Origin of the sequence: Brevundimonas sp. (genome assembly GCF_027487935.1) — a bacterium.
Classification (GTDB): domain Bacteria; phylum Pseudomonadota; class Alphaproteobacteria; order Caulobacterales; family Caulobacteraceae; genus Brevundimonas.
In genome coordinates, this window is record NZ_JAIYCP010000033.1 from 96,171 (window position 1) to 116,938 (window position 20,768).

The 20,768-nt window shown below is 67.1% G+C and carries 23 protein-coding genes and 3 tRNA genes; 8 read left to right on the forward strand and 18 right to left on the reverse strand.

The genetic code is table 11. The features are described from left to right. The first annotated feature begins 15 nt into the window (after positions 1–15). Positions 16–1,233: a cyclopropane-fatty-acyl-phospholipid synthase family protein gene (locus Q0053_RS12490; RefSeq protein WP_298100643.1), complete on the forward strand. Its 1,218-nt coding sequence runs from the start codon at positions 16–18 to the stop codon at positions 1,231–1,233. Here the strand turns inward: Q0053_RS12490 and Q0053_RS12495 are convergent. Next, on the reverse strand, positions 1,220–2,782 hold the full coding sequence (locus Q0053_RS12495) for a cryptochrome/photolyase family protein (RefSeq protein ID WP_298100645.1): 1,563 nt from the start codon (positions 2,780–2,782) through the stop codon (positions 1,220–1,222). The genes Q0053_RS12490 and Q0053_RS12495 overlap by 14 nt on opposite strands. On the opposite strand from Q0053_RS12495, the gene Q0053_RS12500 reads away from it, so the two are divergent. Both Q0053_RS12500 and Q0053_RS12505 read left to right on the forward strand, forming a co-directional pair. Further along, complete coding sequence (locus Q0053_RS12500; protein WP_298100646.1) at positions 2,781–3,617, forward strand: sulfurtransferase; 837 nt, start codon at positions 2,781–2,783, stop codon at positions 3,615–3,617. The genes Q0053_RS12495 and Q0053_RS12500 overlap by 2 nt on opposite strands. Positions 3,618–3,644: 27 nt before the next feature. Beyond that, the gene (locus tag Q0053_RS12505; RefSeq protein WP_298100648.1) at positions 3,645–4,214 is read left to right on the forward strand and encodes a YcxB family protein; all 570 of its coding nucleotides are present in this window, start codon (positions 3,645–3,647) and stop codon (positions 4,212–4,214) included. On the opposite strand, the gene Q0053_RS12510 is transcribed toward Q0053_RS12505, so the two are convergent. From Q0053_RS12510 to Q0053_RS12525, 4 genes are all read right to left on the reverse strand, one after another. Then, complete coding sequence (locus Q0053_RS12510) at positions 4,211–5,524, reverse strand: dicarboxylate/amino acid:cation symporter (protein ID WP_298100650.1); 1,314 nt, start codon at positions 5,522–5,524, stop codon at positions 4,211–4,213. The two genes, Q0053_RS12505 and Q0053_RS12510, sit on opposite strands and share 4 nt — an antisense overlap. A 29-nt stretch (positions 5,525–5,553) precedes the next feature. Then, the gene (locus Q0053_RS12515) at positions 5,554–6,477 is read right to left on the reverse strand and encodes an amino acid ABC transporter substrate-binding protein (RefSeq protein ID WP_298100652.1); all 924 of its coding nucleotides are present in this window, start codon (positions 6,475–6,477) and stop codon (positions 5,554–5,556) included. 414 nt (positions 6,478–6,891) lie between these two features. After that, a tRNA-Arg gene (locus Q0053_RS12520) sits at positions 6,892–6,968 on the reverse strand. A gap of 36 nt (positions 6,969–7,004) precedes the next feature. Beyond that, positions 7,005–7,310, reverse strand: a complete 306-nt coding sequence (locus Q0053_RS12525; RefSeq protein WP_298100653.1) for an ETC complex I subunit — start codon at positions 7,308–7,310, stop codon at positions 7,005–7,007. Positions 7,311–7,490: 180 nt separating this feature from the next. On the opposite strand from Q0053_RS12525, the gene Q0053_RS12530 reads away from it, so the two are divergent. After that, positions 7,491–8,042 (forward strand): cytochrome b, encoded by a 552-nt coding sequence (locus Q0053_RS12530; protein ID WP_298100655.1) that lies wholly within the window; start codon positions 7,491–7,493, stop codon positions 8,040–8,042. Positions 8,043–8,088: 46 nt separating this feature from the next. Continuing rightward, on the forward strand, positions 8,089–8,790 hold the full coding sequence (locus Q0053_RS12535; protein ID WP_298100657.1) for a VIT family protein: 702 nt from the start codon (positions 8,089–8,091) through the stop codon (positions 8,788–8,790). A 9-nt stretch (positions 8,791–8,799) separates the two neighbouring features. On the opposite strand, the gene Q0053_RS12540 is transcribed toward Q0053_RS12535, so the two are convergent. From Q0053_RS12540 to Q0053_RS12570, 7 genes are all read right to left on the reverse strand, one after another. Continuing rightward, positions 8,800–8,876, reverse strand: a tRNA-Pro gene (locus tag Q0053_RS12540). Positions 8,877–8,924: 48 nt separating this feature from the next. Further along, complete coding sequence (locus Q0053_RS12545; protein WP_298100659.1) at positions 8,925–9,398, reverse strand: DUF192 domain-containing protein; 474 nt, start codon at positions 9,396–9,398, stop codon at positions 8,925–8,927. 30 nt (positions 9,399–9,428) lie between these two features. Beyond that, positions 9,429–9,998 carry a cold-shock protein gene (locus Q0053_RS12550; RefSeq protein WP_298100662.1) on the reverse strand — a complete coding sequence of 190 codons (570 nt, stop codon included), beginning with the start codon at positions 9,996–9,998 and terminating at the stop codon, positions 9,429–9,431. Positions 9,999–10,366: 368 nt separating this feature from the next. Continuing rightward, positions 10,367–10,441, reverse strand: a tRNA-Glu gene (locus tag Q0053_RS12555). 131 nt (positions 10,442–10,572) lie between these two features. Next, positions 10,573–12,375: a single-stranded-DNA-specific exonuclease RecJ gene (gene recJ, locus Q0053_RS12560; RefSeq protein ID WP_298100664.1), complete on the reverse strand. Its 1,803-nt coding sequence runs from the start codon at positions 12,373–12,375 to the stop codon at positions 10,573–10,575. Beyond that, the gene (gene glpX / locus Q0053_RS12565) at positions 12,375–13,331 is read right to left on the reverse strand and encodes a class II fructose-bisphosphatase (protein WP_298100666.1); all 957 of its coding nucleotides are present in this window, start codon (positions 13,329–13,331) and stop codon (positions 12,375–12,377) included. The genes recJ and glpX overlap by 1 nt, the downstream gene beginning before the upstream one ends. Before the next feature lie 62 nt (positions 13,332–13,393). Next, positions 13,394–13,837: a hypothetical protein gene (locus Q0053_RS12570; protein WP_298100667.1), complete on the reverse strand. Its 444-nt coding sequence runs from the start codon at positions 13,835–13,837 to the stop codon at positions 13,394–13,396. 88 nt (positions 13,838–13,925) lie between these two features. Between Q0053_RS12570 and phaC the strand changes: the two genes are divergently transcribed. Then, positions 13,926–15,869: a class I poly(R)-hydroxyalkanoic acid synthase gene (phaC, locus tag Q0053_RS12575; protein ID WP_298100669.1), complete on the forward strand. Its 1,944-nt coding sequence runs from the start codon at positions 13,926–13,928 to the stop codon at positions 15,867–15,869. Continuing rightward, positions 15,866–16,243, forward strand: coding sequence for a hypothetical protein (locus Q0053_RS12580; RefSeq protein WP_298100671.1), 378 nt, complete (start codon positions 15,866–15,868; stop codon positions 16,241–16,243). Before phaC ends, Q0053_RS12580 begins: the two co-directional genes overlap by 4 nt. Here Q0053_RS12580 and Q0053_RS12585 read toward each other — a convergent pair. From Q0053_RS12585 to rplM, 6 genes are all read right to left on the reverse strand, one after another. Continuing rightward, positions 16,240–16,620, reverse strand: a complete 381-nt coding sequence (locus Q0053_RS12585; RefSeq protein WP_298100673.1) for a hypothetical protein — start codon at positions 16,618–16,620, stop codon at positions 16,240–16,242. The two genes, Q0053_RS12580 and Q0053_RS12585, sit on opposite strands and share 4 nt — an antisense overlap. A gap of 15 nt (positions 16,621–16,635) precedes the next feature. Beyond that, positions 16,636–17,130 (reverse strand): peptide-methionine (R)-S-oxide reductase MsrB, encoded by a 495-nt coding sequence (gene msrB, locus Q0053_RS12590; protein ID WP_298100675.1) that lies wholly within the window; start codon positions 17,128–17,130, stop codon positions 16,636–16,638. Between the two features lie 194 nt (positions 17,131–17,324). Then, positions 17,325–18,296 carry an N-acetyl-gamma-glutamyl-phosphate reductase gene (gene argC, locus Q0053_RS12595; RefSeq protein WP_298100677.1) on the reverse strand — a complete coding sequence of 324 codons (972 nt, stop codon included), beginning with the start codon at positions 18,294–18,296 and terminating at the stop codon, positions 17,325–17,327. A gap of 17 nt (positions 18,297–18,313) precedes the next feature. Further along, positions 18,314–18,742 (reverse strand): hypothetical protein, encoded by a 429-nt coding sequence (locus Q0053_RS12600; protein ID WP_298100679.1) that lies wholly within the window; start codon positions 18,740–18,742, stop codon positions 18,314–18,316. Positions 18,743–18,814: 72 nt separating this feature from the next. After that, positions 18,815–19,336: a 30S ribosomal protein S9 gene (gene rpsI / locus Q0053_RS12605; RefSeq protein ID WP_298100681.1), complete on the reverse strand. Its 522-nt coding sequence runs from the start codon at positions 19,334–19,336 to the stop codon at positions 18,815–18,817. A gap of 2 nt (positions 19,337–19,338) precedes the next feature. Further along, positions 19,339–19,815, reverse strand: coding sequence for a 50S ribosomal protein L13 (gene rplM / locus Q0053_RS12610; protein ID WP_298100683.1), 477 nt, complete (start codon positions 19,813–19,815; stop codon positions 19,339–19,341). 437 nt (positions 19,816–20,252) lie between these two features. Between rplM and Q0053_RS12615 the strand changes: the two genes are divergently transcribed. After that, the gene (locus Q0053_RS12615; RefSeq protein WP_298100685.1) at positions 20,253–20,711 is read left to right on the forward strand and encodes a RidA family protein; all 459 of its coding nucleotides are present in this window, start codon (positions 20,253–20,255) and stop codon (positions 20,709–20,711) included. The last annotated feature ends 57 nt before the right edge of the window (positions 20,712–20,768 follow it).

The window sequence follows — 20,768 nt, forward strand, 5'->3', positions numbered from 1 at the left end:
CGCAGGGTTCGGGACATGAGTTCTGTAACCGTTGAAAGTCCTGCCGCCGCGCGAACGCCGCCGGTGTTCGCCCTCCTGCTGCGTCTTCTGAGCGCCAACTGGACCTGGGGGCGGCTGACCCTGACCCTGCCCAATGGCGAGGTGCACCAGCTTGAAGGCCGGACGCCCGGGCCGAATGCGGTGATGAATGTGATCGACTATCGTTTCGCCCGGCGTGTGCTCGCAAATGGCGATATCGGCTATGCCGAAGGCTATATCGCCGGCGAGTGGGACAGCCCCCATCTGGCCGTGCTGCTCGAGACCCTGGCCAACAACTACGACCACATCCGCCGGCTGTTCGACGGCAATGCCGTGATGCAGGCGTTCAACTGGCTGTCTCACAAACTCAACCGCAACAGCCGGACCGGTTCGAAAAAGAACATCCACGCCCACTACGATCTGGGCAATGGCTTCTACCGGGCCTGGCTGGATACGACGATGACCTATTCCTCGGCTCGGTTCGCCACGCCGGACCAGTCCCTTGAGGATGCCCAGACCGCCAAATATGCTGCCCTCGCCCGCCTGATCGGGCTTGAACGCGGCCACAAGGTGCTCGAGATCGGCTGTGGCTGGGGCGGGTTTGCCGACTATGCCGCGCGGGTCGTCGGCGCCCATGTCACCGGCATCACCATCTCCCGGGAACAGCACGATCTGGCCAGCCAGCGACTGTTCAACGCCGGCCTGTCGGACATGACGTCCATCCAGATGGTCGACTATCGCGATGTCGAGGGTCGTTTCGACCGGGTCGTCTCGATCGAGATGTTCGAGGCCGTGGGCAAGGAATACTGGTCGGCCTATTTCGAGAAGATCACCGCCGTTCTCAAGCCCGGCGGCCGGGCAGGCCTGCAGATCATCACCATCCAGGATGCCCTGTTCGAGGAGTACAACGCCCGCACGGACTTCATCCAGAAATACATCTTCCCCGGCGGCATGCTGCCGTCCGAAGGCCGGCTCCAGCCCGTGGTCGAACAGGCCGGCCTGCGCTGGGACACGGTCGAACGGTTCGGCCAGGACTATGCCGACACGCTGAAGCTCTGGGACGAACGCTTCCAGGCGGCCTGGAGCGACATCCGGCGAATGGGCGGCTTCGACGAGCGGTTCCGCCGCCTGTGGCGCTTCTACCTGGCCTATTGCGAGGCCGGCTTCCGCTCGGCCCGGACGGATGTGATCCAGCTGGCGCTCACACGGGCCTGACGGCACCCAGCGCCTCGCGGCAGGCCTCGGCCTCATCGACCATCGCCTGTCGCCGCGCTGCGTCCCAGCCGTCCAGTGTCCGATAGGGCATGGCCAGTCGCACATTGCCGCCCAGCCGGGCCCGGTTCCGCTCCAGAAAGCCCCAGTACAGCCGGTTGAACGGGCATGCCCCCTCGCCGCTCTTCAGCTTCACGTCATACCGGCAACCGGCGCAGTAGTTGCTCATCCGGTTGATATAGGCCCCTGAGGCGGCATAGGGCTTGGTGCCCATGATGCCGCCGTCGGCGAAGGTCGCCATGCCCCGCGTGTTCGGCATCTCGACCCACTCATAGGCGTCGGCATAGACGGCCAGATACCAGTCATCCACGGCATCCGGATGGACACCCAGCAGCATGGCCAGATTGCCCGTGACCATCAGTCTCTGGATGTGATGGGCATAGGCATGGTCGCGCGTCGTGCGCACCGCATCCGCCACACAGGCCATGCCGGTCTCGCCGGACCAGTAGAACTCCGGAAGGCTCCGATCGGCGTCCAGGGCATTCCGCGCGCCATACTCCGGCATCTTCAGCCAGTAGATGCCGCGCACGAACTCGCGCCACCCGAGGATCTGGCGGATGAACCCCTCCACGGCATTCAGGGGGGCCCGGCCGGCGCGATACTCCGCCTCCGCGCGCCGGCAGACCTCCAGAGGGTCGAGCAGGCCCAGATTGAGCGAGGTCGACACCAGTCCGTGCCACATCCACGGCTGGCCTGATGCCATGGCGTCCTGCCAGGTCCCGAACGACGGCAGAATATCGGCCAGAAACGCCGCCAGCGCCGCCTCCGCCTCTTCCGCCGTGGTGGGCCAGCCGAAGCCCTCAAGGGTGCCGAAATGGTCGCCGAACAGCCGGTCGACATCCGCCATCGCCTCCCGCGTCATCGCATCGGGGGTCGTCCGCAATCGCGGCGGCGGCGTGACCCCTCGCGGCAGGCCGGCGCGATTGTCCTTGTCGAAATTCCACTGTCCGCCGACCGGCTCCTTGCCGTCCATCAGCAGCCCGGTCTCGCGCCGCATCTCGCGATAGAAGAACTCCATGGTCAGCGTCTTCTTGTCGACGGCCCAGCGCCTGAACCGGTCCAGCGAACAGATGAACCGGTCATCCGGGCGTGTTTCGACCGGAATACTGGTCGAATTGGCGAAGGCGGACAGGGCCTCGGCCAGCCGCCACTCGCCGCATTCCGTCATCACCACGCCGCTGAATGTCTGCGATGACAGGGCCCGCTCCAACTCCCCCGCGATCGCGCCCGTATTCCCCGGCTCATCGATCCGCACATAGCGGACCGCCACGCCCCGCCTCTCCAGCCGCGCTGCAAACCGGCGCATGGCCGCGAAGATCAGGGCGATCTTCTGCTTGTGGTGCTTCACATAGGTGGCCTCGTCCCACACCTCGGCCATCAGCACGACGTCGGTCGAGGCATCGAGACCCCGCAGGGCCGACAGCCCGTCGGACAGCTGGTCACCCAGCACCAGTCTCAGGCTTCCTCCGCCCGGTATGCTAGATTGAACCATGACCGACATCGCCCCCTTGATCTCGACCACGGAACTCGCCGCCCGCCTCGGCGATCCGGCCCTCCGGCTCCTCGATGCCAGCTGGCATCTGGACGGCCGCGACGGCCGGCCGGATTTCGAGGCCGAACGCCTGTCTGGCGCAGTCTTCTTCGATCTGGAAGCCTCCTCGGACCAGAAGAGCCACTTGCCGCACATGCTGCCGTCGCCCGATGCCTTCGCGACGCGCATGGGCAGGCTGGGTATCGCCGTTGATGACAGTATCGTCGTCTATGACACCGTCGGCATCCGGTCCTCGGCCCGGGTCTGGTGGATGCTCCGCGCCATGGGCGTGCGGGACGTGCGCGTCCTCGACGGCGGCCTGCCGAAATGGCGGGCGGAGGGGCGTCCGGTCGAGTCCGGCCCGGCGCAACCGCCCCTTGCCCGAACCTTTATCCCGTCGGCGCAACCGGAGGGGGTCGCCGACCTCGACGCCGTCCGTGCCGCCCTTGCGGCCGGTGAACAGGTGCTGGACGCCCGCGCCGCGGACCGGTTCGACGGCCGCGCGCCCGAGCCGCGCGCCGGTCTGCGGTCCGGCCACATGCCCGGGGCCCTCAACCTGCCCTTCCCCGAGGTCCTGAACCCCGACGGCACGATGAAACAGGGCGAGGCCCTGGCGCAGGCCTTTCGCGCGGCCGGGGTCGACCTGGACCGACCCGTGGTGACCACCTGCGGTTCCGGCGTCACCGCCGCCATCCTCAGTCTCGGGCTCGCCGTACTGGGCAAGCCGTCCCGTCTCTATGACGGCAGCTGGGCCGAATGGGGCGGACGGGCGGACACCGGGGTCGAAACACGATAGGCCTGTTCGCCTGTTCAAGGAGGCGTCATGCACATCGAAGGTGAAATCGCGATTGGCGAAGCCGCCAGCGACGCGGCCAAGGCGACATCGCGGATCAATGGCCATCCCAAGCCGATGATCCTATCGGTCGTGCTTACGGTCTTGATCATGCTGTCGCTGTCGCTTGTGTACACTGGGCTGCAGAACGCGTTTGGCTGGCCGGGATGGCTTTTCCTGCCGGCCATCATCATCGCGGCAACGCTTGCCGCAATGGTCAGCAGCAGACTCGGTCGGGCCTTTGCAATTCGCATAGCCCGACGCGAGCTGGCCGGACGTGGACTCCGAAATCCGGTGGTGAACCGTTTCGAGGTCATGCCCGACGGCTTCCGGAGTCTGACCGGATCAGTCGAGTCACGGGCACCCTGGTCAGCCGTCAGCGACCTTTTCCCCATAGGTCCCTATTGGGTCGTCATTGCCGACGCCTGGCCCTTTTACATGCCCAAGCGCTTCTTCTCCTCGGTAGAGGATGAGAAGCGCTTCCTTACCGCCATGCTGGCGAACATGGACGTGGACTCGCGGGCGCGCAGCGAAGCTGCGGCCCGTTTCGCCGCTTCCTAGTTCGCCGGCGCGACGTCCGGCAGCTTCAGGTCGTCCGGCACAACCGCATCGGTCTCGCCGCGCGACACCACCGTCGCCGCCACCAGATCGCCGGTGACGTTCAACGTGGTCCGGCACATGTCGAGGAAGCGGTCGACGCCGAGGATCAGGCCGATTCCCTCCGCCGGTACCCCGACCATCACGAGGATCAGGGCGATGACCGGCAGCGATCCCGCCGGCACACCGGCCGTACCGATGCCGCCGAGGATACAGACCAGCATGACCACCAGCTGCTGCTGCAGGTTCAGGTCGATGCCGAAGAACTGGGCCAGGAACAGGACCGTGACACCTTCGAACAGTGCGGTGCCGTTCTGGTTGGCCGTGGCCCCCACGGTCAGCACGAAGCGGGAGATCCGCTTCGGCAGTTTCAGCTTCTCTTCCGCCGCCTTGATGGCGATCGGCAGGGTGGCGTTCGACGAGGCGGTCGAGAAGGCCACCACGAAGGGCTCCCGGACACCGCTGGCGAATTTCAGTGGGTTCATCCCGCCCAGGATCCAGACCAGCAGCGGATAGACGATGAACATGTGGATCGCCATCGCGCCCACGGCCACGCCCGCATAGGCCCCCAGCCTGACCAGCAGGTCCCAGCCGAACACGGCCGAGAGATTGAACATCAGGGCCGCAATCGCGATCGGCGCCAGTTTGATGACCAGATTGATCAGCTTCATCATGACCTCGAACAGGCCCTGCAGCGTCTGCTGAAGCGCATCCGTGGCCGGCGACTTGGCCATGACCATGCCGATGCCGAAGATCAGGGCGAACACCATCACCGGCAGGATCTGGTTCTCGGCCGCGGCGGTGACGACATTGGACGGGATCATGTCGAGGAAGAACTGGCCCGCCTCGATCGATTTGGGCGCATTGCCGACAATGGTCGCGGCCCCCTCGGCCCCCTGGGCCAGCAGCTGCTGCGCCAGGACCGGATCGACGCCGTCACCGGGGCGGAAATAGTTGACCATGCCGAGGCCGATGCCGACCGCGATGGCCGAGACGATGATGGTGAACACCAGGGTCTTGAAGCCCACGCGTCCCAGCGACTTCAGATCGCCCATCTCGGCCACGCCGACGGCCAGCGCCGCGAACAGCAACGGCAGAACCAGCATGAACAGCAGGCGCAGGAATATCTGGCCCACGGACTTGATGATGTCCATCACCCACGGAAGGACCTCGAGGCCCATGATGTTGACGTAGAGCCCCCCGCCCATGCCGACGGCAAAGCCCAGCAGCATCCACAGATACAGCGGTATCCCGCCACGTTTGGTCGTTTCCATATGGTCCCCCTGCCGCCTGTCCCGGCGTCCTATCGAATCGGCAGGGCATAGATCAGCCCTGCCGGTCTTGCGTTCCATTGTGCGTTAAGCCCACGGGCCAGGTCGAGCGAGGAATCCGTCCCGAGGTTTCGCGCGAAGATTTCACCGTAGTTTCCCTCGGCCTCAATCGCCGTTTTCGCCCAGTCCCTGCGCAGACCGAGCATGGGTCCGACATCCCCCTCGACGCCGAGCAGGCGACGAACGGCCGGATTGGGCGAGTCCTCGGCCATCTGCCCCGCATTCTGACGGGTCACCCCCAGTTCCTCGGCCAGGATCAGGGCGTTCAGCGTCCAGCGCACGATCGAGGTCCAGACCTCATCGCCGCGCTTCACCGCCGGCCCGAGCGGCTCCTTGGAGATGACATCGGGCAGAATGACATGTTGCTCCGGGTTGGCCATGGTCGTCCGCGCAGCCGCCAGGGCAGAGATGTCAGCGCTCAGGGCGTCGCAATCCTCCCGCGCATAGGCCGCGCGCGCCGCCTCCTCATTGGCAGCGACCACCGGCGTGTATCGCAGGGCTCGGGCACGGAACCAGTCAGCGACATTCAACTCCGTGGTCGAGGCGCGTTGCACGCACACCCGCGCCCCGTTCAGCTCGGCCCCGCTGGCGAGGTCCAGGGCACGGCGCACCAGAAAGCCCTGGCCGTCATAATAGTTCACCCCGGCAAACTGCACCCCCTCCCGTGCCTCGCGCGACAGGATCCAGGAGGTCGAGCGCCACAGGACGTCGACCCGGCCACTGCGCAGGGCCTCGAACCGCTGGCTGCTGGTCAGGGGCACGAACCGGACGGCATCGGCATCACCCAGCACCGCCGCCGCAAGGGCGCGGCAGAAGTCGGCATCAAAGCCGCGCCAATCGCCGCGATTGTCCGTATAGGCGAAGCCGACCAGCCCCTCGTGTACGCCACAGTTCAAACGCCCGCTTTGCTTGATGGCCGCGAGGGTCGGACTCGCAAAATCAGGGGCCGCAGTCTGGCCTACGGCGGGCGGCTCAACCCGATCGACGGTTTCGTCGGGGCGATCCCCGCCTCCACATGCGGCTACCGCCAGGGCCAGAACCATCGCCAGTGTGCTCGCGACGCCGCCGAGCGTCCGTCTCCCCGTCGATTGCACCTGCATCCGCGTCCCGCCCAGATTTGTCAGACCTTGCGCCCCACCTGCTTTAGAGGCCCTTGCCGGCTGAACCGCAACCCTCCACGCCGGCGCGCATGCCCGTTCGAACCGAACGCACACGCCGGATCGCCCTCGCCACCGGCCGCGGCCGTGGGCCTGTTGGACCTTGAAGATCCGGACGATCGGATCACCGCTCTCGAAGGCTGTATTGCCGCCTGGCGCGCCCAGCAGGACTCGAACCTGCAACATCCCGCTTAGAAGGCGGGTGCTCTATCCGGTTGAGCTATGGGCGCCCTTTGGCCGGCACGCGCGGCGGGGGCAAACAGACCTCAATGGGTCCAGGAGACCTTTCGGCCCGTTGCGAAATTATCCGCATAGGCCTTGAGGATCAGAGGCGGGTCCTGCGGCTCGTGCAGACGGAACGGGATGCCATGGCGCTCGGCATAGGCCACGGCCTCCTCGGCTGAGTCGAAGCTCAGCCGCACCTGGCCGTTCATGTCGCTGGAACTGGTCCAGCCCATCAGCGGGTCGATGGTGCGCGCCGAAGCCGGCTCGAACTCCAGCCGCCAGCCTCTGGACGAGGCCTTGCCGGACTGCATCGCGGTCTTGGCGGGGCGATAGATGCGGGCGAGCATGGACGATCCTCGTGACGATGGCGGGCGGAGCCGCGTCGCGTCCAGATACCGCGTGCCCGGGGCGCGGTCCAGCACCCCCCTTGCAGCCTGCAGCACGTCTTGCCGGCGATTGCGCTCGCGCAAGCCGGGTCGGCATGATCAGGCGCACTGTCCCGACCACTCTGATCCGGGACCTCACTGATGATCGCCATCCTGCCCGTTGCTGCAGGGCACCCGCACTACAGTCGCGTCTCGATCGCCCTGCACTGGCTGATGCTCGTCCTTCTGGCGGCCGTCTACGCCTGTATCGAGCTTCGGGAATACTATCCGCGTGGGACCGGCATCCGCGAGGGGCTGAAGACCTGGCATTTCATGCTGGGACTTTCGGCTTTCGGCCTCGTGTGGGCGCGACTGCTGGCCCGCTGGCGCATACCGCTTCTGGCCCGGGAACCAGGCTGGACCCGCTGGCCGGCGGCCGCCGGGCATCTGGCGCTCTACGGCCTCATGATCTTCATGCCCATACTGGGCTGGGCGGCCCTCAGCGCCGACGGCAAGGATACTCCCTTCTTCGGTCTCAGCCTGCCGGCCCTCGTGGCCCCGAACAAGGCACTCGCCGGGCAGGTCGAGGGATTGCACGTCACCCTCGGTGTGGCCGGCTACTGGCTGATCGGCCTTCATGCCGCCGCCGCCCTGTTGCACCACTATGGTCTGAAAGACGGAACCTTGCGGCGGATGATCCCTTTCGTCCGCTGAGCCCGGCTGTGTCGCCGGCACGTCGACCGTGGGCAGGAGATCGACGATGAGCCGTCTTGAACGTCACCCTGAACGTCATCTCGTCGCCCGCATCGGCTGGCTGCGCGCCGCTGTGCTCGGGGCCAATGACGGCCTCGTCTCGACCGCCAGCCTGGTGGTCGGCGTGGCCGCCGCCGAGGCCTCGCGCAGCGGCGTGCTGATCGCCGGCGTCGCCGGACTGGTCGCCGGTGCCATGTCGATGGCGGCGGGCGAATACGTCTCGGTCAGCTCCCAGGCCGATACGGAGAAGGCCGACCTCGCCCGCGAGACGGCCGAACTCGCCGCCGATCCCGAGGCCGAGGTCATCGAGCTCGCGGCCATCTACACCGCCCGGGGCGTCGAACCGGCCCTGTCGCGGCAGGTCGCCGAACAGCTGATGGCCCGGGACGCCCTGGGTGCCCACGCCCGCGATGAACTCGGCATTTCGGACGTCTCGACGGCCCGGCCGGTACAGGCTGCCCTGACGTCCGCCCTGACCTTTGCGGCCGGTGCCGCTCCGCCTCTGATCGTCGCCCTGCTGGCGCCCCTGAATGGACTGATGATCTGGGTCAGTGCCGTCGCCCTGGCAGGCTTGATGGGGCTCGGTGCACTCGGCGCGATCGCAGGCGGTGCCGATGTGCCGCGCTCGGTGCTCAGGGTGGCCTTCTGGGGCGTCGTCGCCCTGGCCGCCACAGCCGGAATAGGTCGCCTGTTCGGGACCGTGGTCTAGGAGGTGAATTGGTCGGAGTGAGAGGATTCGAACCTCCGACCCTCTGGTCCCAAACCAGATGCGCTACCAGGCTGCGCTACACTCCGGCGGCGGGATTTGACACACTCGGCGCCGCGCCGCAACGCAGCGTTTGACTATTCGGCGAAGAAGGGGTGGCTGACCTTGTCACCGGGCCGGGCCCCGATCTCATCGGCACGGCCGGCGCGCAGCTCCAGCACCCCGCTGGCGGGCCCGTTCGATGGAATGACCGCGTCGGAATTCGGCGTCGCATTCTTCGCGATCGAGACGATCCGACCGCGCGGGTCGATGTAGATGATGTCCAGCGGGCTGGGCGTGTTGCGCATCCAGAAGCCACGCTCGGCCACGTCGGGGAACTGGAACAGCATGCCGCGGTCGTCGGCCAGGGGTTCGCGTTCCATAAGACCGCGCTGGCGTTCTGCATCATCATCGGCGATTTCGACCATGAACCGGTGCTCGCCGCTGGCGGTGGTCACGGTCAGTGGCTCGAGCGGGTCACCCTTGGCATCGCGCGGCGCACCCGCCCCGGCACAGGCCGACAGCAGCACCAGGCCAGACAGGGCCCCCAGAAGTCCACGACGGTTCAACATTGCCAACCTGCCCTCACGGGGACGGATTGTTCATCCGCCCGGTCTGATTTCCGCGACCACCAGGCCCTTCGGACCCTCGGCGAACCGCACCGCGACGGTCTCGCCGGGTAACAGGTCATCCAGCCCGCACCGGCGCAACGTCTCGACATGGACGAAGATATCCCCTGGTTCGCCGTCGCGCACCACGAAACCGTAGCCCTTGGTCCGATTGAACCATTTGACGACCGCGGCCTCCATCGGCGCGCCGGACGAAAGTCCCGGGGATGCCAGGCCGTGCCCGGCCGTCTCCCTCAGCCCCTCATAGCCGTTGCGACGCGGGGCGACGACCTGCTCGGGGTCTCCTTCGCCGAGTTCGTGGACCTCGGTAACCTGCCAGCCCTTGGGCCGTCGGACACAGTCGCAACGGATCGGGGCACCCTCAGCGACAACGACACCACCGGCGTCGCGCAGGCTGGAGATGTGCAAGAGCACATCCTTCATGTCGGTCAAGGTCGGGTCGTCCGGCACAATGAACCCGTATCCCTTGCCGGGATCGAACCATTTCACACGGCCATCAATCCTTACCGTCGCGACTGCCTCAACGCCCTCGTAGTCCGACACTGCCTTCCCCCTGCCCGCAATCTGAGCGAGCGAAACTTGCCTAACACGGTAACACGGTTCTGCGAAACCCGGAAAAGCGAAAAACGACGGTTTCGCCATAAAAAGGGAAAACAGGACTTCAATGCCGCGCTCGGGGGCGGGTCAGGGCACCGAACGGAACTCGCGCAACGCCGATGCCGTCAGGGCCTCACAATCGGATACCGCTGCGGATACCGCGTCCGGTCAAGGCAGCACGCGCCCCGACCCGGTATGAGCGAAGCCGGGCCGACGGATCGTCGTCAGTCGGCTCGGGTGCACGGTCGCGCACGACACCCGGCGCGCTCGCCCGACGTCACACACAGTCATCAATGTCCGGGGAAGACTCCGCGTGGCAGTCCCTAGGGGAGTCGAACCCCTCTCTTCAGGTTGAAAACCTGACGTCCTAACCGATAGACGAAGGGACCACTGCGCGGAGAGCGGGCGATATAGCCGCCGATTCCGGACGGTGCAACCCTGCGCCGCCCCATTCTTTTCGGGAAATCGAGGGTCGCCGGACGCGGCAGCAGACAGGATGAAGCGGTTGCCGTCGTGACGATCACGCCATCCGCGGATCGGCCAGGTCCTCGATCTCGAACTGCACACCCCGGCGGCCGTTCCAGTCGTCGGCCTTCAGCCGCCCGACCACGCTCAGACCGCCCTGTCCGGCCAGCAGGGCTTGCCCCCCGGGCAGGTCGGCGCAGCGCCAGGCGATGGCCTTGACCGAAGCCCCGTCGGGCCCGACCAGTCGACAGCGGACATGGCCGCCGTTCATGGCCACCGCCTCGCGCGCCTGCACATGCTCAAGCGCGAACAGCGGCTCCGGATTGGCCGGACCGAACGGCGCCAGCTGCTCGAACTGTTCAAACAGCGCCCGCGTCGCCGCGCCGGGGTCGATCAGGGCGTCGATCTCGACATGATCCAGCGCGTCGGCCGCCGCCTGTTCGCCGATCATCCGGTCATTGAGGAAGTCCCGCAGCCGGTCGATGTCGTCAGCGCGGACTGTCAGCCCCGCCGCCATGGCGTGGCCGCCCCCGGCGATCAGCACGCCATGCTCCCAAGCGGCCTGTACCGCCTTGCCCAGATTCATGCCCGGCTGAGACCGGCCCGAACCCTTGCCGAGCCCGTTCACGGCATCGACACCGATCACAACCACCGGCTTGCGCCAGCGTTCGCGCAGCCGCCCGGCCACGATGCCGACCACGCCGGGATGCCATTCGTCGCCGGCGATCACCACGACCGCCGAGCCGTCAGCATGGGCACCGGTCGCCTCGACCATCCGGGTGGCCTGATCGGTGACCTGTTTTTCGACCTCGCGGCGGGCGATGTTCAGGGCGTCCAGTTCCTGGGCCAGGGCCGCCGCCTCGACCGGGTCGTCGGTCGACAAAAGCCGGGCACCGAGGTCCGACTTGCCGATCCGCCCGCCGGCGTTGATGCGGGGCCCGAGGATAAAGCCCGCATGGTTCGACTTGGCCGGACCCGGCTCGGCCCCCGCCGCCGCCAGCAGGGCCCTCAGTCCCGGATTGCCCCAGTCCGACATGACCCGCAGCCCCAGACTGGTCAGGGCCCGGTTGAAGCCGGTCAGTCCGGTCACGTCGCAGATCGCGCCCATGGCCGCCAGATCCAGCCACTGGCGGATGTCCGGCTCCTTGACGTCCGCAAACATCCCGCGTCGCCGCGCCTCGCGGTTCAGCGCGGCCAGCAGCACGAAGACGACCCCCGCGGCGGCGAGGTTCCCCTGCCCCGAGTTACAGCCCGGCCGGTTCGGATTGACCACGGCGGCGCAGACCGGCGGATGCTCGCGCATCATGTGGTGGTCGATGACCACGACCTTCAGCCCGATCGCCGCCGCATGGGCGACGGCCTCATTGGCCGCTGCGCCGCAGTCGACGGTGATGACCAGATCGGCCCCCGAAGCCTTCAGGGTGTCGAAAGCCCGTGCGCTGGGTCCGTACCCCTCGGTGACCCGATCGGGCACATAGATCGGCAGCGTCGCCCCCATGGCCCGGAACCAGCGCACCAGCAGGGCGGCGCTCGAGGCTCCGTCGACATCATAGTCGGCGAAGACGTGGATCGAAGCCTGCGCCTGCAGGGCGTCGAGGATCGCCCCCGCCGCCGCGTCCATGTCCATGAAACTGGACGGGTCAGGGAACAGGGCCTTCAGCGTCGGTGTCAGGAAGTCCGCGCCCTGATCCGCCCGCACCCCGCGCGCCGCCAGCGCCCGGGCCAGCGGTTCTTCCAGATTGAGCCCCTGCATATGCGACCGGATCAGCCCGGCCTCGGCGGGCCTCTGCCGCCATTCGCGGCCGGACAGGGAGCGGGAGACGCCCAGAAACGCCGCCGCGCCGCCCCCGTCCGCCATCAGAGCGGCCGGATGGTACGGATGCGCTGGACGGTCCGGGTCGAGGAATCCATCACCAGCGTATGGGTCGAGACAAAGCCGGCGGCGACCTTGACCCCGTCCAGCATGGCCCCCTTGGTCACACCCGTAGCGGCGAAGATGGCGTCCTTGGAGACCAGTTCGTGCAGGTCGTATTTGCGATCCAGATCGGTGACACCCGTCCGGGCCGCCCGGGCCCGCTCATCGTCATTGCGGAAGATCAGCCGCCCCTGGAAATGGCCCCCGACGCATTTGAGCGCCGAGGCTGCCAGCACGCCTTCCGGCGCCCCGCCGGAACCCAGATACAGGTCGATGCCGGTCTCGGGCTCGGCGGTGTGGATCACGCCCGCCACATCACCGTCGGTGATCAGCAACACCTTGGCCCCGACCTCGCGCAGGGCGGCGATCAGCTCGGCGTGCCGCGGCCGGTCCATCACGCAGACGGTGATCTCGGACGGGTTCACGCCCTTGGCCGACGCCAGCGAGCGGACATTGTCCTGGGGCTTCATGTCCAGATCAACGGTGCCGGGCGCGAAACCCGGGCCGATGGCGATCTTGTCCATATAGGTATCGGGCGCGTGCAGCATGCCGCCGCCGGGCGACATCGACAGCACGCAGAGCGCATTGGCCATGGCCTTGGCCGTCAGGGTCGTGCCTTCCAGCGGGTCGAGGGCGATGTCGATCGCCGGGCCTTTGCCGGTGCCGACCTTCTCGCCGATGTAGAGCATCGGCGCCTCATCGCGCTCGCCCTCGCCGATGACGATCTTGCCGTCGATATCCAGCGCGTTGAGCGCCGTTCGCATGGCGTCGACGGCCAGTTGGTCGGCCGCCTTTTCATCGCCACGGCCGATGCCGGCATAGCTGGCGATGGCTGCCAGCTCGGTCACCCGGGCGGCGTCAGCGGCCAGAGTCGACGGATAGGGGGCCGGATTGGCCATGAACATGTCTCCTGAGACGATAGTTCCCGGATTCTGACGTCCGGGCGAGCGTTGGATGGGGGTCAGCGGCGATCTACCGGCGGCGGGGCCTGTCCCCGCTCGCGCGAGCGGCGCACGAAGTCTTCGATCTCGGCGAGGGTGTCCGCTGTCACCGGCGCGACCGGCACTTCGTCGACCCGTGCCTGGACCGCCGCGACAAACTCCGCCGGGTCGCCGGTGGTCTGCCAGTCGATTCGCGAAACGTCCGCCGCCAGCGCCTGGCCGTTGACCCCCAGCGTGTTGACCTGCGCCATGATCCTGGCCGGCTCGGCCAGGGGTTCGGTCGATCGCGGAAACCCGGCCCAACCGGGGTAGGCGCGGTTGGCGTCGACCAGGGCCTGAACCCTCGGCGCAATGGGCGATCCGGCGTCTGTGGAGGGGTCGAACGCACCCGCGCAGGCCACCAGACCACCACTCGCGGCAACGGCGGACAGGACGGCTGCAATTTTCCGGCGCGATGCGTTCATTTCAGGGGCTGTCTTATGCGATGATCGTGACAGGCGGAAGGGCGCGTGCGGCGCCTGCGACCGATCCTGACCAACTCCGGAGCTCTCCATGGCCAAGCGTCCGACCCAACCGACCGTGGACGCTCCACCCCGCGCGCCGCGCAAGTCCGGCCGTCCGACCTCGGTCAAGCCGCCCCGCCCCCGCGCCGCCCGGGTCAACCCGGCCCCGGAATCGGCACCACCACCACCGGAAGCCGCGGCCCTTGCCCCTGACGCCTTCCCGGGCACCGACCCGCGTCAGATGCTGGAAACCCTGTCGATGAACCTGGCCAAGGCGGCGATGACGGCCCAGTCGGCCATCGCCGAGGCCGCCCTGGCCCAGGCCGACCGCCCCGCTGCCCTTTCGCCCGACCCGTTCAACGTCGGCCCGGCCATGAACTCGATCATGACCAGCCTGGCCTCGCGTCCGGACAAGCTGTTCGCCGCCCAGGCCGATCTGTTCAACCGCTACATGGACCTCTGGGCCTCCACGACCCGCCGCGCCGCGGGTGAGGATCAGCCTGCTGCGCCTTCGAAGGACAAACGCTTCAAGGACCCGGCCTGGTCCGAAAACCCCGCCTTCGACGTCATGCGCCAGTCCTATCTGGTCACCTCCGACTGGATGAACGGCCTGGTCTCCAGCGTCGAGGACGTCGATCCCCTGACCAAGCGCCGCGCGGAGTTCTTCACCAAACTGCTGACCGACGCCTTCTCCCCCTCCAACTTCCTCGCCTCCAACCCCGCCGCCCTCAAGGCGCTCGCGGAGTCGAACGGCGAATCCCTGGTCAAGGGGATGCAGAATTTCGCCGCCGACATGGAGCGGGGCGCCGGCAAGCTGAAGATCAGCCAGGCCGACTATGGAAAGTTCGTCGTCGGTGAGAACGTCGCCACCGCCCCGGGCCAGGTCGTCTGGCGCGATGAGCTGTTCGAGCTGATCCAGTTCGACGCGGCCACTGACAAACAGCGCGCCATACCGCTGCTGATCTTCCCGCCCTGGATCAACAAATTCTACATCCTGGACCTGCAGCCCGAGAACTCGATGATCCGCTGGCTCTCGGCGCAGGGCTTCACCGTCTTCGTCTGCTCCTGGGTCAATCCCGATGTCGACAAGGCCGGCTTCGGCTTCGACGACTATCTGGAAAAGGGCATCTATCGCGCCGTCGAAAAGGCGCTGGAGCAGTCGCAGGCCGACCACATCAACACCGTCGGCTACTGCATCGGCGGCACCCTCATGGGTGCGGCCCTGGCCCATATGGCCGCCCGGGGCGACACCCGCGTCACCGCCAACACCTTCTTCGCCGCCCAGCATGATTTCGCCGAGGCCGGCGACCTGCTGCTGTTCACCGACGAACACTGGCTGGCCCAGATAGAGGAACAGATGGATGCCGCCGGCGGGGTCCTGCCCGGTGCCGCCATGGCCGAGACCTTCAACGCCCTGCGCGCCAACGACCTGATCTGGTCGTTCTTCGTCAGCAACTATCTGATGGGCAAGTCGCCGCCGGCCTTCGACCTGCTGTTCTGGAACGCCGACCAGACCCGCATGCCCAAGGCCCTGCACATGGACTACCTCCGCTCCATGTACGGCCAGAACAAACTGGCGCGGGGCGAGTTCACCATCGGCGGGATCAAGGTCGACCTTTCGAAGGTCACCATCCCCCTCTATTTCCAGGCCAGCCGCGAGGATCACATCGCGCCGATGAATTCGGTCTACCGCTCGGCCCGCGCCTTCTCGAACGCAGCCGTGACCCTGACCCTGGCGGGTTCGGGCCATATCGCCGGAGTGGTCAATCCGCCCTCGGCGCACAAATACCAGCACTGGACCAACCCCGCCCTGCCCGCGACCCTCGGCGAATGGCAGGCGCAGGCGGTCGAACACCCCGGCAGCTGGTGGAACCACTGGGCCGACTGGCTGCACGGCAAGTCCGGCGACTGGATCCCCGCCCGCGACCCGAACACCGGCCCGCTCCGGCCGATCGAGCCGGCCCCGGGGTCCTATGTGAAGGTCAAGTCTTGAAGCGTCTCGAGCCCAATCTGCTGCTGGCCGTCGCCACCGGCTTCGCCCTGCTGCTCGTCATGATCACCGCCACCGTCCACGGCCCGCCGGTCGGCCTGATCCGCAACCCGCTGGTGGCGGTTCTCTGCGCCGGCGGCTTCGTGGTGCTGAACCCGATCCTGCTGCGGATGATGAAGATCACCCCGCGCCCGCCGCTGATCCATCCCGACGCCCCGGGCACGGCCGTCTGGGCGGCCCTGTTTCCGCTGATGGTCATCATCGCCGCCGCCGTGCCGGTGTTCTGGCCCGGTCCTGACTACGGCCTGCTGGTCCTGATCGCGGCGATCTGGTTCGGCACTACGGTCGAGTCCGCACTCAAGGCCCGGCGCGCCTAGTCTTCCGGCTCCTCGACGCCCACCATCCGGAAACAGTCACCCTCGCGCTTCAGGGCCATGGCGACATCCCCGGCTGACTGCGCCCGCGGGGCCTGCTGCGCCAGTGCCTCGACCTCGGGCGCGAGGCCGGCCACGTCCACGCCGGCACCCTCCGCCGCCCTGGCAAAGGCGTCCAGCAGCAGGACCATCCCCATGGTGCGGAACCGCGATCCCGGGCGGGGCAGTTGCGCGCCGGGAATGGCGGCCCAATGCCCCTCCTCGACCGCCGTCTCGACGACCAGCATATGGGCGACGCAGGTCTTGAGCGTGGTCAGATCGGCCGCATCCTGCCTCGGCTGGGCAGCCCCGATCGCACCCGCCAACACCCATTCCAGCATGGCTGCCTCCCGAAATCAGGCCGGACGGAAGATCAGGGCCACGCCGTTGTTGCAATAGCGTTTGCCCGTCGGCCGCGGGCCGTCATCGAAGACATGCCCCTGATGCCCCAGGCATCGGGCGCAGTGGTATTCGGTGCGCGGGTAGCCGATGGCGAAGTCGGTCTTGGTGCCGATATTGGCGGCGATCACATCATAGAAACTGGGCCAGCCGGTGCCGGAATCGTATTTCCACTGCGACCGGAACAGCGGCAGGTCACAGCCCCGGCAGAAGAAGGTCCCGGTGCGGTTCTCATTGTTCAGCGGGCTGCTGCCCGGCCGCTCGGTCGCCTCATGCCTCAGCACATCATAGGCCGCCCGCGGCAGCCGCTCGCGCCACTGCGCATCGGTGATCCGCCGGAACGGCGAATTGGCATACTGCCGCTCGTCGGCCCCGGCGGGTCCAGGGCTGCAGGCCGTCACGGCGAATGCCCCGGCGGTGGTCAGAAGGGCACGGCGGGAGAAATGGGTCATGGGACCACATACGTCGGCAAGACGGCGAGGGTTTCAAGCCTTCTCCCGCTTGCGGGAGAAGTGTCCCGTCCTCGAGCGAAGCGAGAGCAGGGACGATGAGGGAGTTTTCTTCCTTCGCTCGACACCACCCCCATCGTCGCTGGGTCGCTGCGCGACCAACGCGACACTTCCCCCGCAAGCGGGGGAAGGCCGGATCAGCTCAGCCCCGTCCCCTCGTCCAGCCCCAGCATCAGGTTCAGGTTCTGCACCGCCGCCCCGGACGCCCCCTTGCCGAGGTTGTCCAGCAGGGCGACCAGCCGCACCTGATCTCCGCCCCGGTCGCCGAACACATGCAGGCGCATTTTGTTGGTCCCGTTCAGCCCCTCCGGATCGATCCCGGTCATGGCCTCGGTCGCTTCCAGCTCGACCACCTCGACGAAGCGGCAGCCCGCATAGGCCTCGGCCAGTGCGCCATGCACCACCTCGACCGAGGGCGACGACGGCAGGGCCGCCAGCTGCAGCGGCACCTCGACCAGCATCCCCTGCCGGTAGGCCGCCACCGCCGGGGCGAACAGCACCGGCCGCTCCAGCCCGGTATGCAGCGTCATCTCCGGCACATGTTTGTGCTTAAGCGACAGGCCGTAGGCGCGGAAGGCGTCGCGCTTCGTCACCCCGGGGCTCGACCCCGGGGCCGCCTCGAACTCGGCGATCATCGCCTTGCCGCCGCCCGAGTATCCCGACACGGCATTGACCGTCACCGGCCAGCCCGCGGGGATGATCCCCGCCGACACCAGCGGCCGCACCAGCCCGATGAACCCCGTCGGATAGCAGCCCGGGTTCGACACCCGCGTCGCGCCCGCGATCTTCTCCGCCTGCGTCATCCGGCCCGGCGCATGGGCCATCTCGGCGAAGCCATAGGTCCAGGCCGGATCGACCCGGTACGCGGTCGAGGCGTCGATCACCCGCACCGACGGATTATCGATCATGGCCACGGCTTCTTTCGCGGCGTCGTCCGGCAGGCAGAGGATCACCGCATCCGCGGCGTTCAACGCCTCCCGCCGCGCCTTGACGACACGCCGCCGGTCACCGAGGGCGATGATCTCGAGATCGGAGCGCGCCTCCAGCCGCCGCAACACGTCCAGCCCCGTCGTGCCCGCTTCGCCGTCGATGAAGATCGTGTGGGTCATACCCGCCCCTATTCAGGTTAAGTCTCGGGATACAAATCGCGAATGCGCTCATCCTGTAGCCAGATCGCATCCACAATGGCGAACACCTCCTTCGCGAGCGGGGTCCCGATCACCTCGGCCCTCGTCAGGCTTTCGCCGACCATCGGGGTTCTGGAGATCGGCCGGTCGGTCGCGTCAATGATCATGAAGGCCGGACCTGAATCCAGAATTAGGTACTGAACGCTAACCGCCACACGGTTCGACGCCGGAGCTCCGCCCCATTCGCCAATGATGAAATCAAAATTGGCACCGTTCTCGAGAACATGACCATCAGTCCATCGGACCAAATAGGTGGCGAGCGCCCCAAGCTCGTCCGAGGCGTAGCCATTAAGCGCCCGCGTCGCCCGACCACAGCAATCGCAGCGCGTCGGCGGTTGCTCGATGCCCTTTTCGATCGTGATGGCCATTCGAAGCTCCAAAGAAAAAGGGCGCTCCGGTTTCCCGAAGCGCCCCATTCCAAACCGTATCGTGAAACGGCCTTAGCGCTTCGAGAACTGGAAGGACTTGCGGGCCTTGGCGCGGCCGTACTTCTTGCGCTCGACGACGCGGCTGTCGCGGGTCAGGAAGCCGTGCGGCTTCAGGACCGGGCGCAGCGCCGGCTCATAGTGGGTCAGGGCGTGCGACAGGCCGTGGCGGATGGCGCCGGCCTGGCCCGACAGGCCCGAGCCCTGCACGGTGCAGTCGACGTCGAACTGGGTCAGGCGGTCGGTCACTTCCAGCGGCTGGGCGATCATCATGCGCAGGATTTCGCGGGCGAAATACTGCATCTGATCCTTGCCGTTGATGGTGATCTTGCCCGAGCCGGGCTTGATCCACACGCGGGCGATCGCGTTCTTGCGCTTGCCGGTCGAATAGGCGCGGCCCTGGGCGTCCAGCTTCTGGGTGTAAACCGGCGCTTCGTCAGCCGAGGAAACGGTGCCGAGGCCACGCAGGGCGTCGAAGCCGGTCGCGGCGGGGGCGTCGTTATGCGGGGCGGAGGTTTCAGCAGTCACGTCGGTCATGCTCAGACGCTCCGGGTGTTCTTGGCGGACGCCGACTTGAAGTCGATCGTTTCCGGCTGTTGGGCTTCATGGGTGTGCGCCGCGCCGGCGAACAGGCGCAGGTGCGTCATCTGCAGACGAGCCAGCGGGCTCTCCTTGGGCAGCATGCGCTCGACGGCCTTCTCAAGGACGCGCTCGGGGAAACGGCCGTTCAGGACCTTCTCCGGGGTCGTCTGCTTGATGCCGCCCGGGTGACCGGTGTGGCGGTAGTAGATCTTGTCGGTGTTCTTCTTGCCGGTGAACACCACCTTGTCGACGTTGGTGACGACGACATAGTCGCCGCAATCGACGTGCGGGGTGTAGTCGCCGCGGTGCTTGCCGCGCAGACGGTTGGCGATGAAGGTCGCGAGACGGCCCACCACGACGCCTTCAGCGTCGATATGGATCCATTTCTTCGTGACCTCGGCCGGCTTCAGCGAAGCCGTGGTGCTCTTCAGCATTTCAAGGGTCCTGGGAGACGATCGGATGCCCCTCCCGATGACAGGGACGAGCGGAAGGCGCGCTGATAGAGGATGGGGCGTGCGGGGTCAAGGCGGGGTGGAGACGCGAAGTACGGACATCACATTGAAATTGCTGATCTATCCAATAGCGGTATTAAAATACCGCATATTTCCGTCTCCTCCCCGTCGGCAGGGCCGATGGGGAGGGGGACCGCCGCGCCCCGGCGCGGGGGTGGAGGGGCAGACGCAGAGGGCACGGTCCCGCACCCCTCCACCATCCTTCGCCTCTGCGAGGCTTCGGATGGTCCCCCTCCCCATTCGCTACGCGAACAGGGAGGAGACGATACGCGCAGTCTGCCCCACCTCTGCGTCAAAGCGGCGATGACTCACGCCCCGACCCGCGCTAAACCGCCGCCGAACCTTCAGGAGCCCCGCCCATGACCGTCGCCGCCCGCCTCGCCGAACTCGGCATCTCCCTGCCGGAACCCGCCAAGGCGGTGGCCAACTATGTGCCCTTCGTCCAGACCGGCAATCTGGTCCACATCTCGGGCCAGCTGTCGAACGACGCCGCCGGCGGCATCAAGGGCACGGTCGGCGCCGACGTCTCGCCGGAACAGGCCAAGGACGGTGCCCGTATGTGCGGCGTCAACCTGCTGGCCCAGATCTCGGCCGCCTGCGACGGCGACCTCGAGCGTGTCGTCCGCGTCGTCAAACTGGGCGGCTTCGTCCAGGCCGCCGGCGATTTCGAGGCCATCCCGGCCGTCATCAACGGCTGCTCCGACCTGATGGTCGAGGTGTTCGGCGACAAGGGCCGCCACGCCCGCTCCGCCGTCGGCGTCTACAAACTCCCCCTCGGCTTCGCCGTCGAGGTCGATGCCATCGTCGAGGTGCGGTGACGCAAACCGCTCATGCTTCCCGCGAAGCGGCTTCAATGCCCCGCCGGGGCTGGTTGG

Coding starts and splice junctions, on each gene's coding strand:
- Q0053_RS12500 (WP_298100646.1), top strand. CDS start 2,781: ATGACCGACATCGCCCCCTTGATCTCGACCACGGAACTCGCCGCCCGC.
- Q0053_RS12530 (WP_298100655.1), top strand. CDS start 7,491: ATGATCGCCATCCTGCCCGTTGCTGCAGGGCACCCGCACTACAGTCGC.
- argC (WP_298100677.1), bottom strand. CDS start 18,296: ATGACCCACACGATCTTCATCGACGGCGAAGCGGGCACGACGGGGCTG.
- glpX (WP_298100666.1), bottom strand. CDS start 13,331: ATGGCCAATCCGGCCCCCTATCCGTCGACTCTGGCCGCTGACGCCGCC.
- Q0053_RS12490 (WP_298100643.1), top strand. CDS start 16: ATGAGTTCTGTAACCGTTGAAAGTCCTGCCGCCGCGCGAACGCCGCCG.
- phaC (WP_298100669.1), top strand. CDS start 13,926: ATGGCCAAGCGTCCGACCCAACCGACCGTGGACGCTCCACCCCGCGCG.
- Q0053_RS12525 (WP_298100653.1), bottom strand. CDS start 7,310: ATGCTCGCCCGCATCTATCGCCCCGCCAAGACCGCGATGCAGTCCGGC.
- Q0053_RS12570 (WP_298100667.1), bottom strand. CDS start 13,837: ATGAACGCATCGCGCCGGAAAATTGCAGCCGTCCTGTCCGCCGTTGCC.
- Q0053_RS12505 (WP_298100648.1), top strand. CDS start 3,645: ATGCACATCGAAGGTGAAATCGCGATTGGCGAAGCCGCCAGCGACGCG.
- Q0053_RS12545 (WP_298100659.1), bottom strand. CDS start 9,398: ATGTTGAACCGTCGTGGACTTCTGGGGGCCCTGTCTGGCCTGGTGCTG.
- Q0053_RS12615 (WP_298100685.1), top strand. CDS start 20,253: ATGACCGTCGCCGCCCGCCTCGCCGAACTCGGCATCTCCCTGCCGGAA.
- rpsI (WP_298100681.1), bottom strand. CDS start 19,336: ATGACCGACGTGACTGCTGAAACCTCCGCCCCGCATAACGACGCCCCC.
- Q0053_RS12600 (WP_298100679.1), bottom strand. CDS start 18,742: ATGGCCATCACGATCGAAAAGGGCATCGAGCAACCGCCGACGCGCTGC.
- Q0053_RS12510 (WP_298100650.1), bottom strand. CDS start 5,524: ATGGAAACGACCAAACGTGGCGGGATACCGCTGTATCTGTGGATGCTG.
- msrB (WP_298100675.1), bottom strand. CDS start 17,130: ATGACCCATTTCTCCCGCCGTGCCCTTCTGACCACCGCCGGGGCATTC.
- Q0053_RS12495 (WP_298100645.1), bottom strand. CDS start 2,782: ATGGTTCAATCTAGCATACCGGGCGGAGGAAGCCTGAGACTGGTGCTG.
- recJ (WP_298100664.1), bottom strand. CDS start 12,375: ATGGCGGACGGGGGCGGCGCGGCGGCGTTTCTGGGCGTCTCCCGCTCC.
- rplM (WP_298100683.1), bottom strand. CDS start 19,815: ATGCTGAAGAGCACCACGGCTTCGCTGAAGCCGGCCGAGGTCACGAAG.
- Q0053_RS12535 (WP_298100657.1), top strand. CDS start 8,089: ATGAGCCGTCTTGAACGTCACCCTGAACGTCATCTCGTCGCCCGCATC.
- Q0053_RS12585 (WP_298100673.1), bottom strand. CDS start 16,620: ATGCTGGAATGGGTGTTGGCGGGTGCGATCGGGGCTGCCCAGCCGAGG.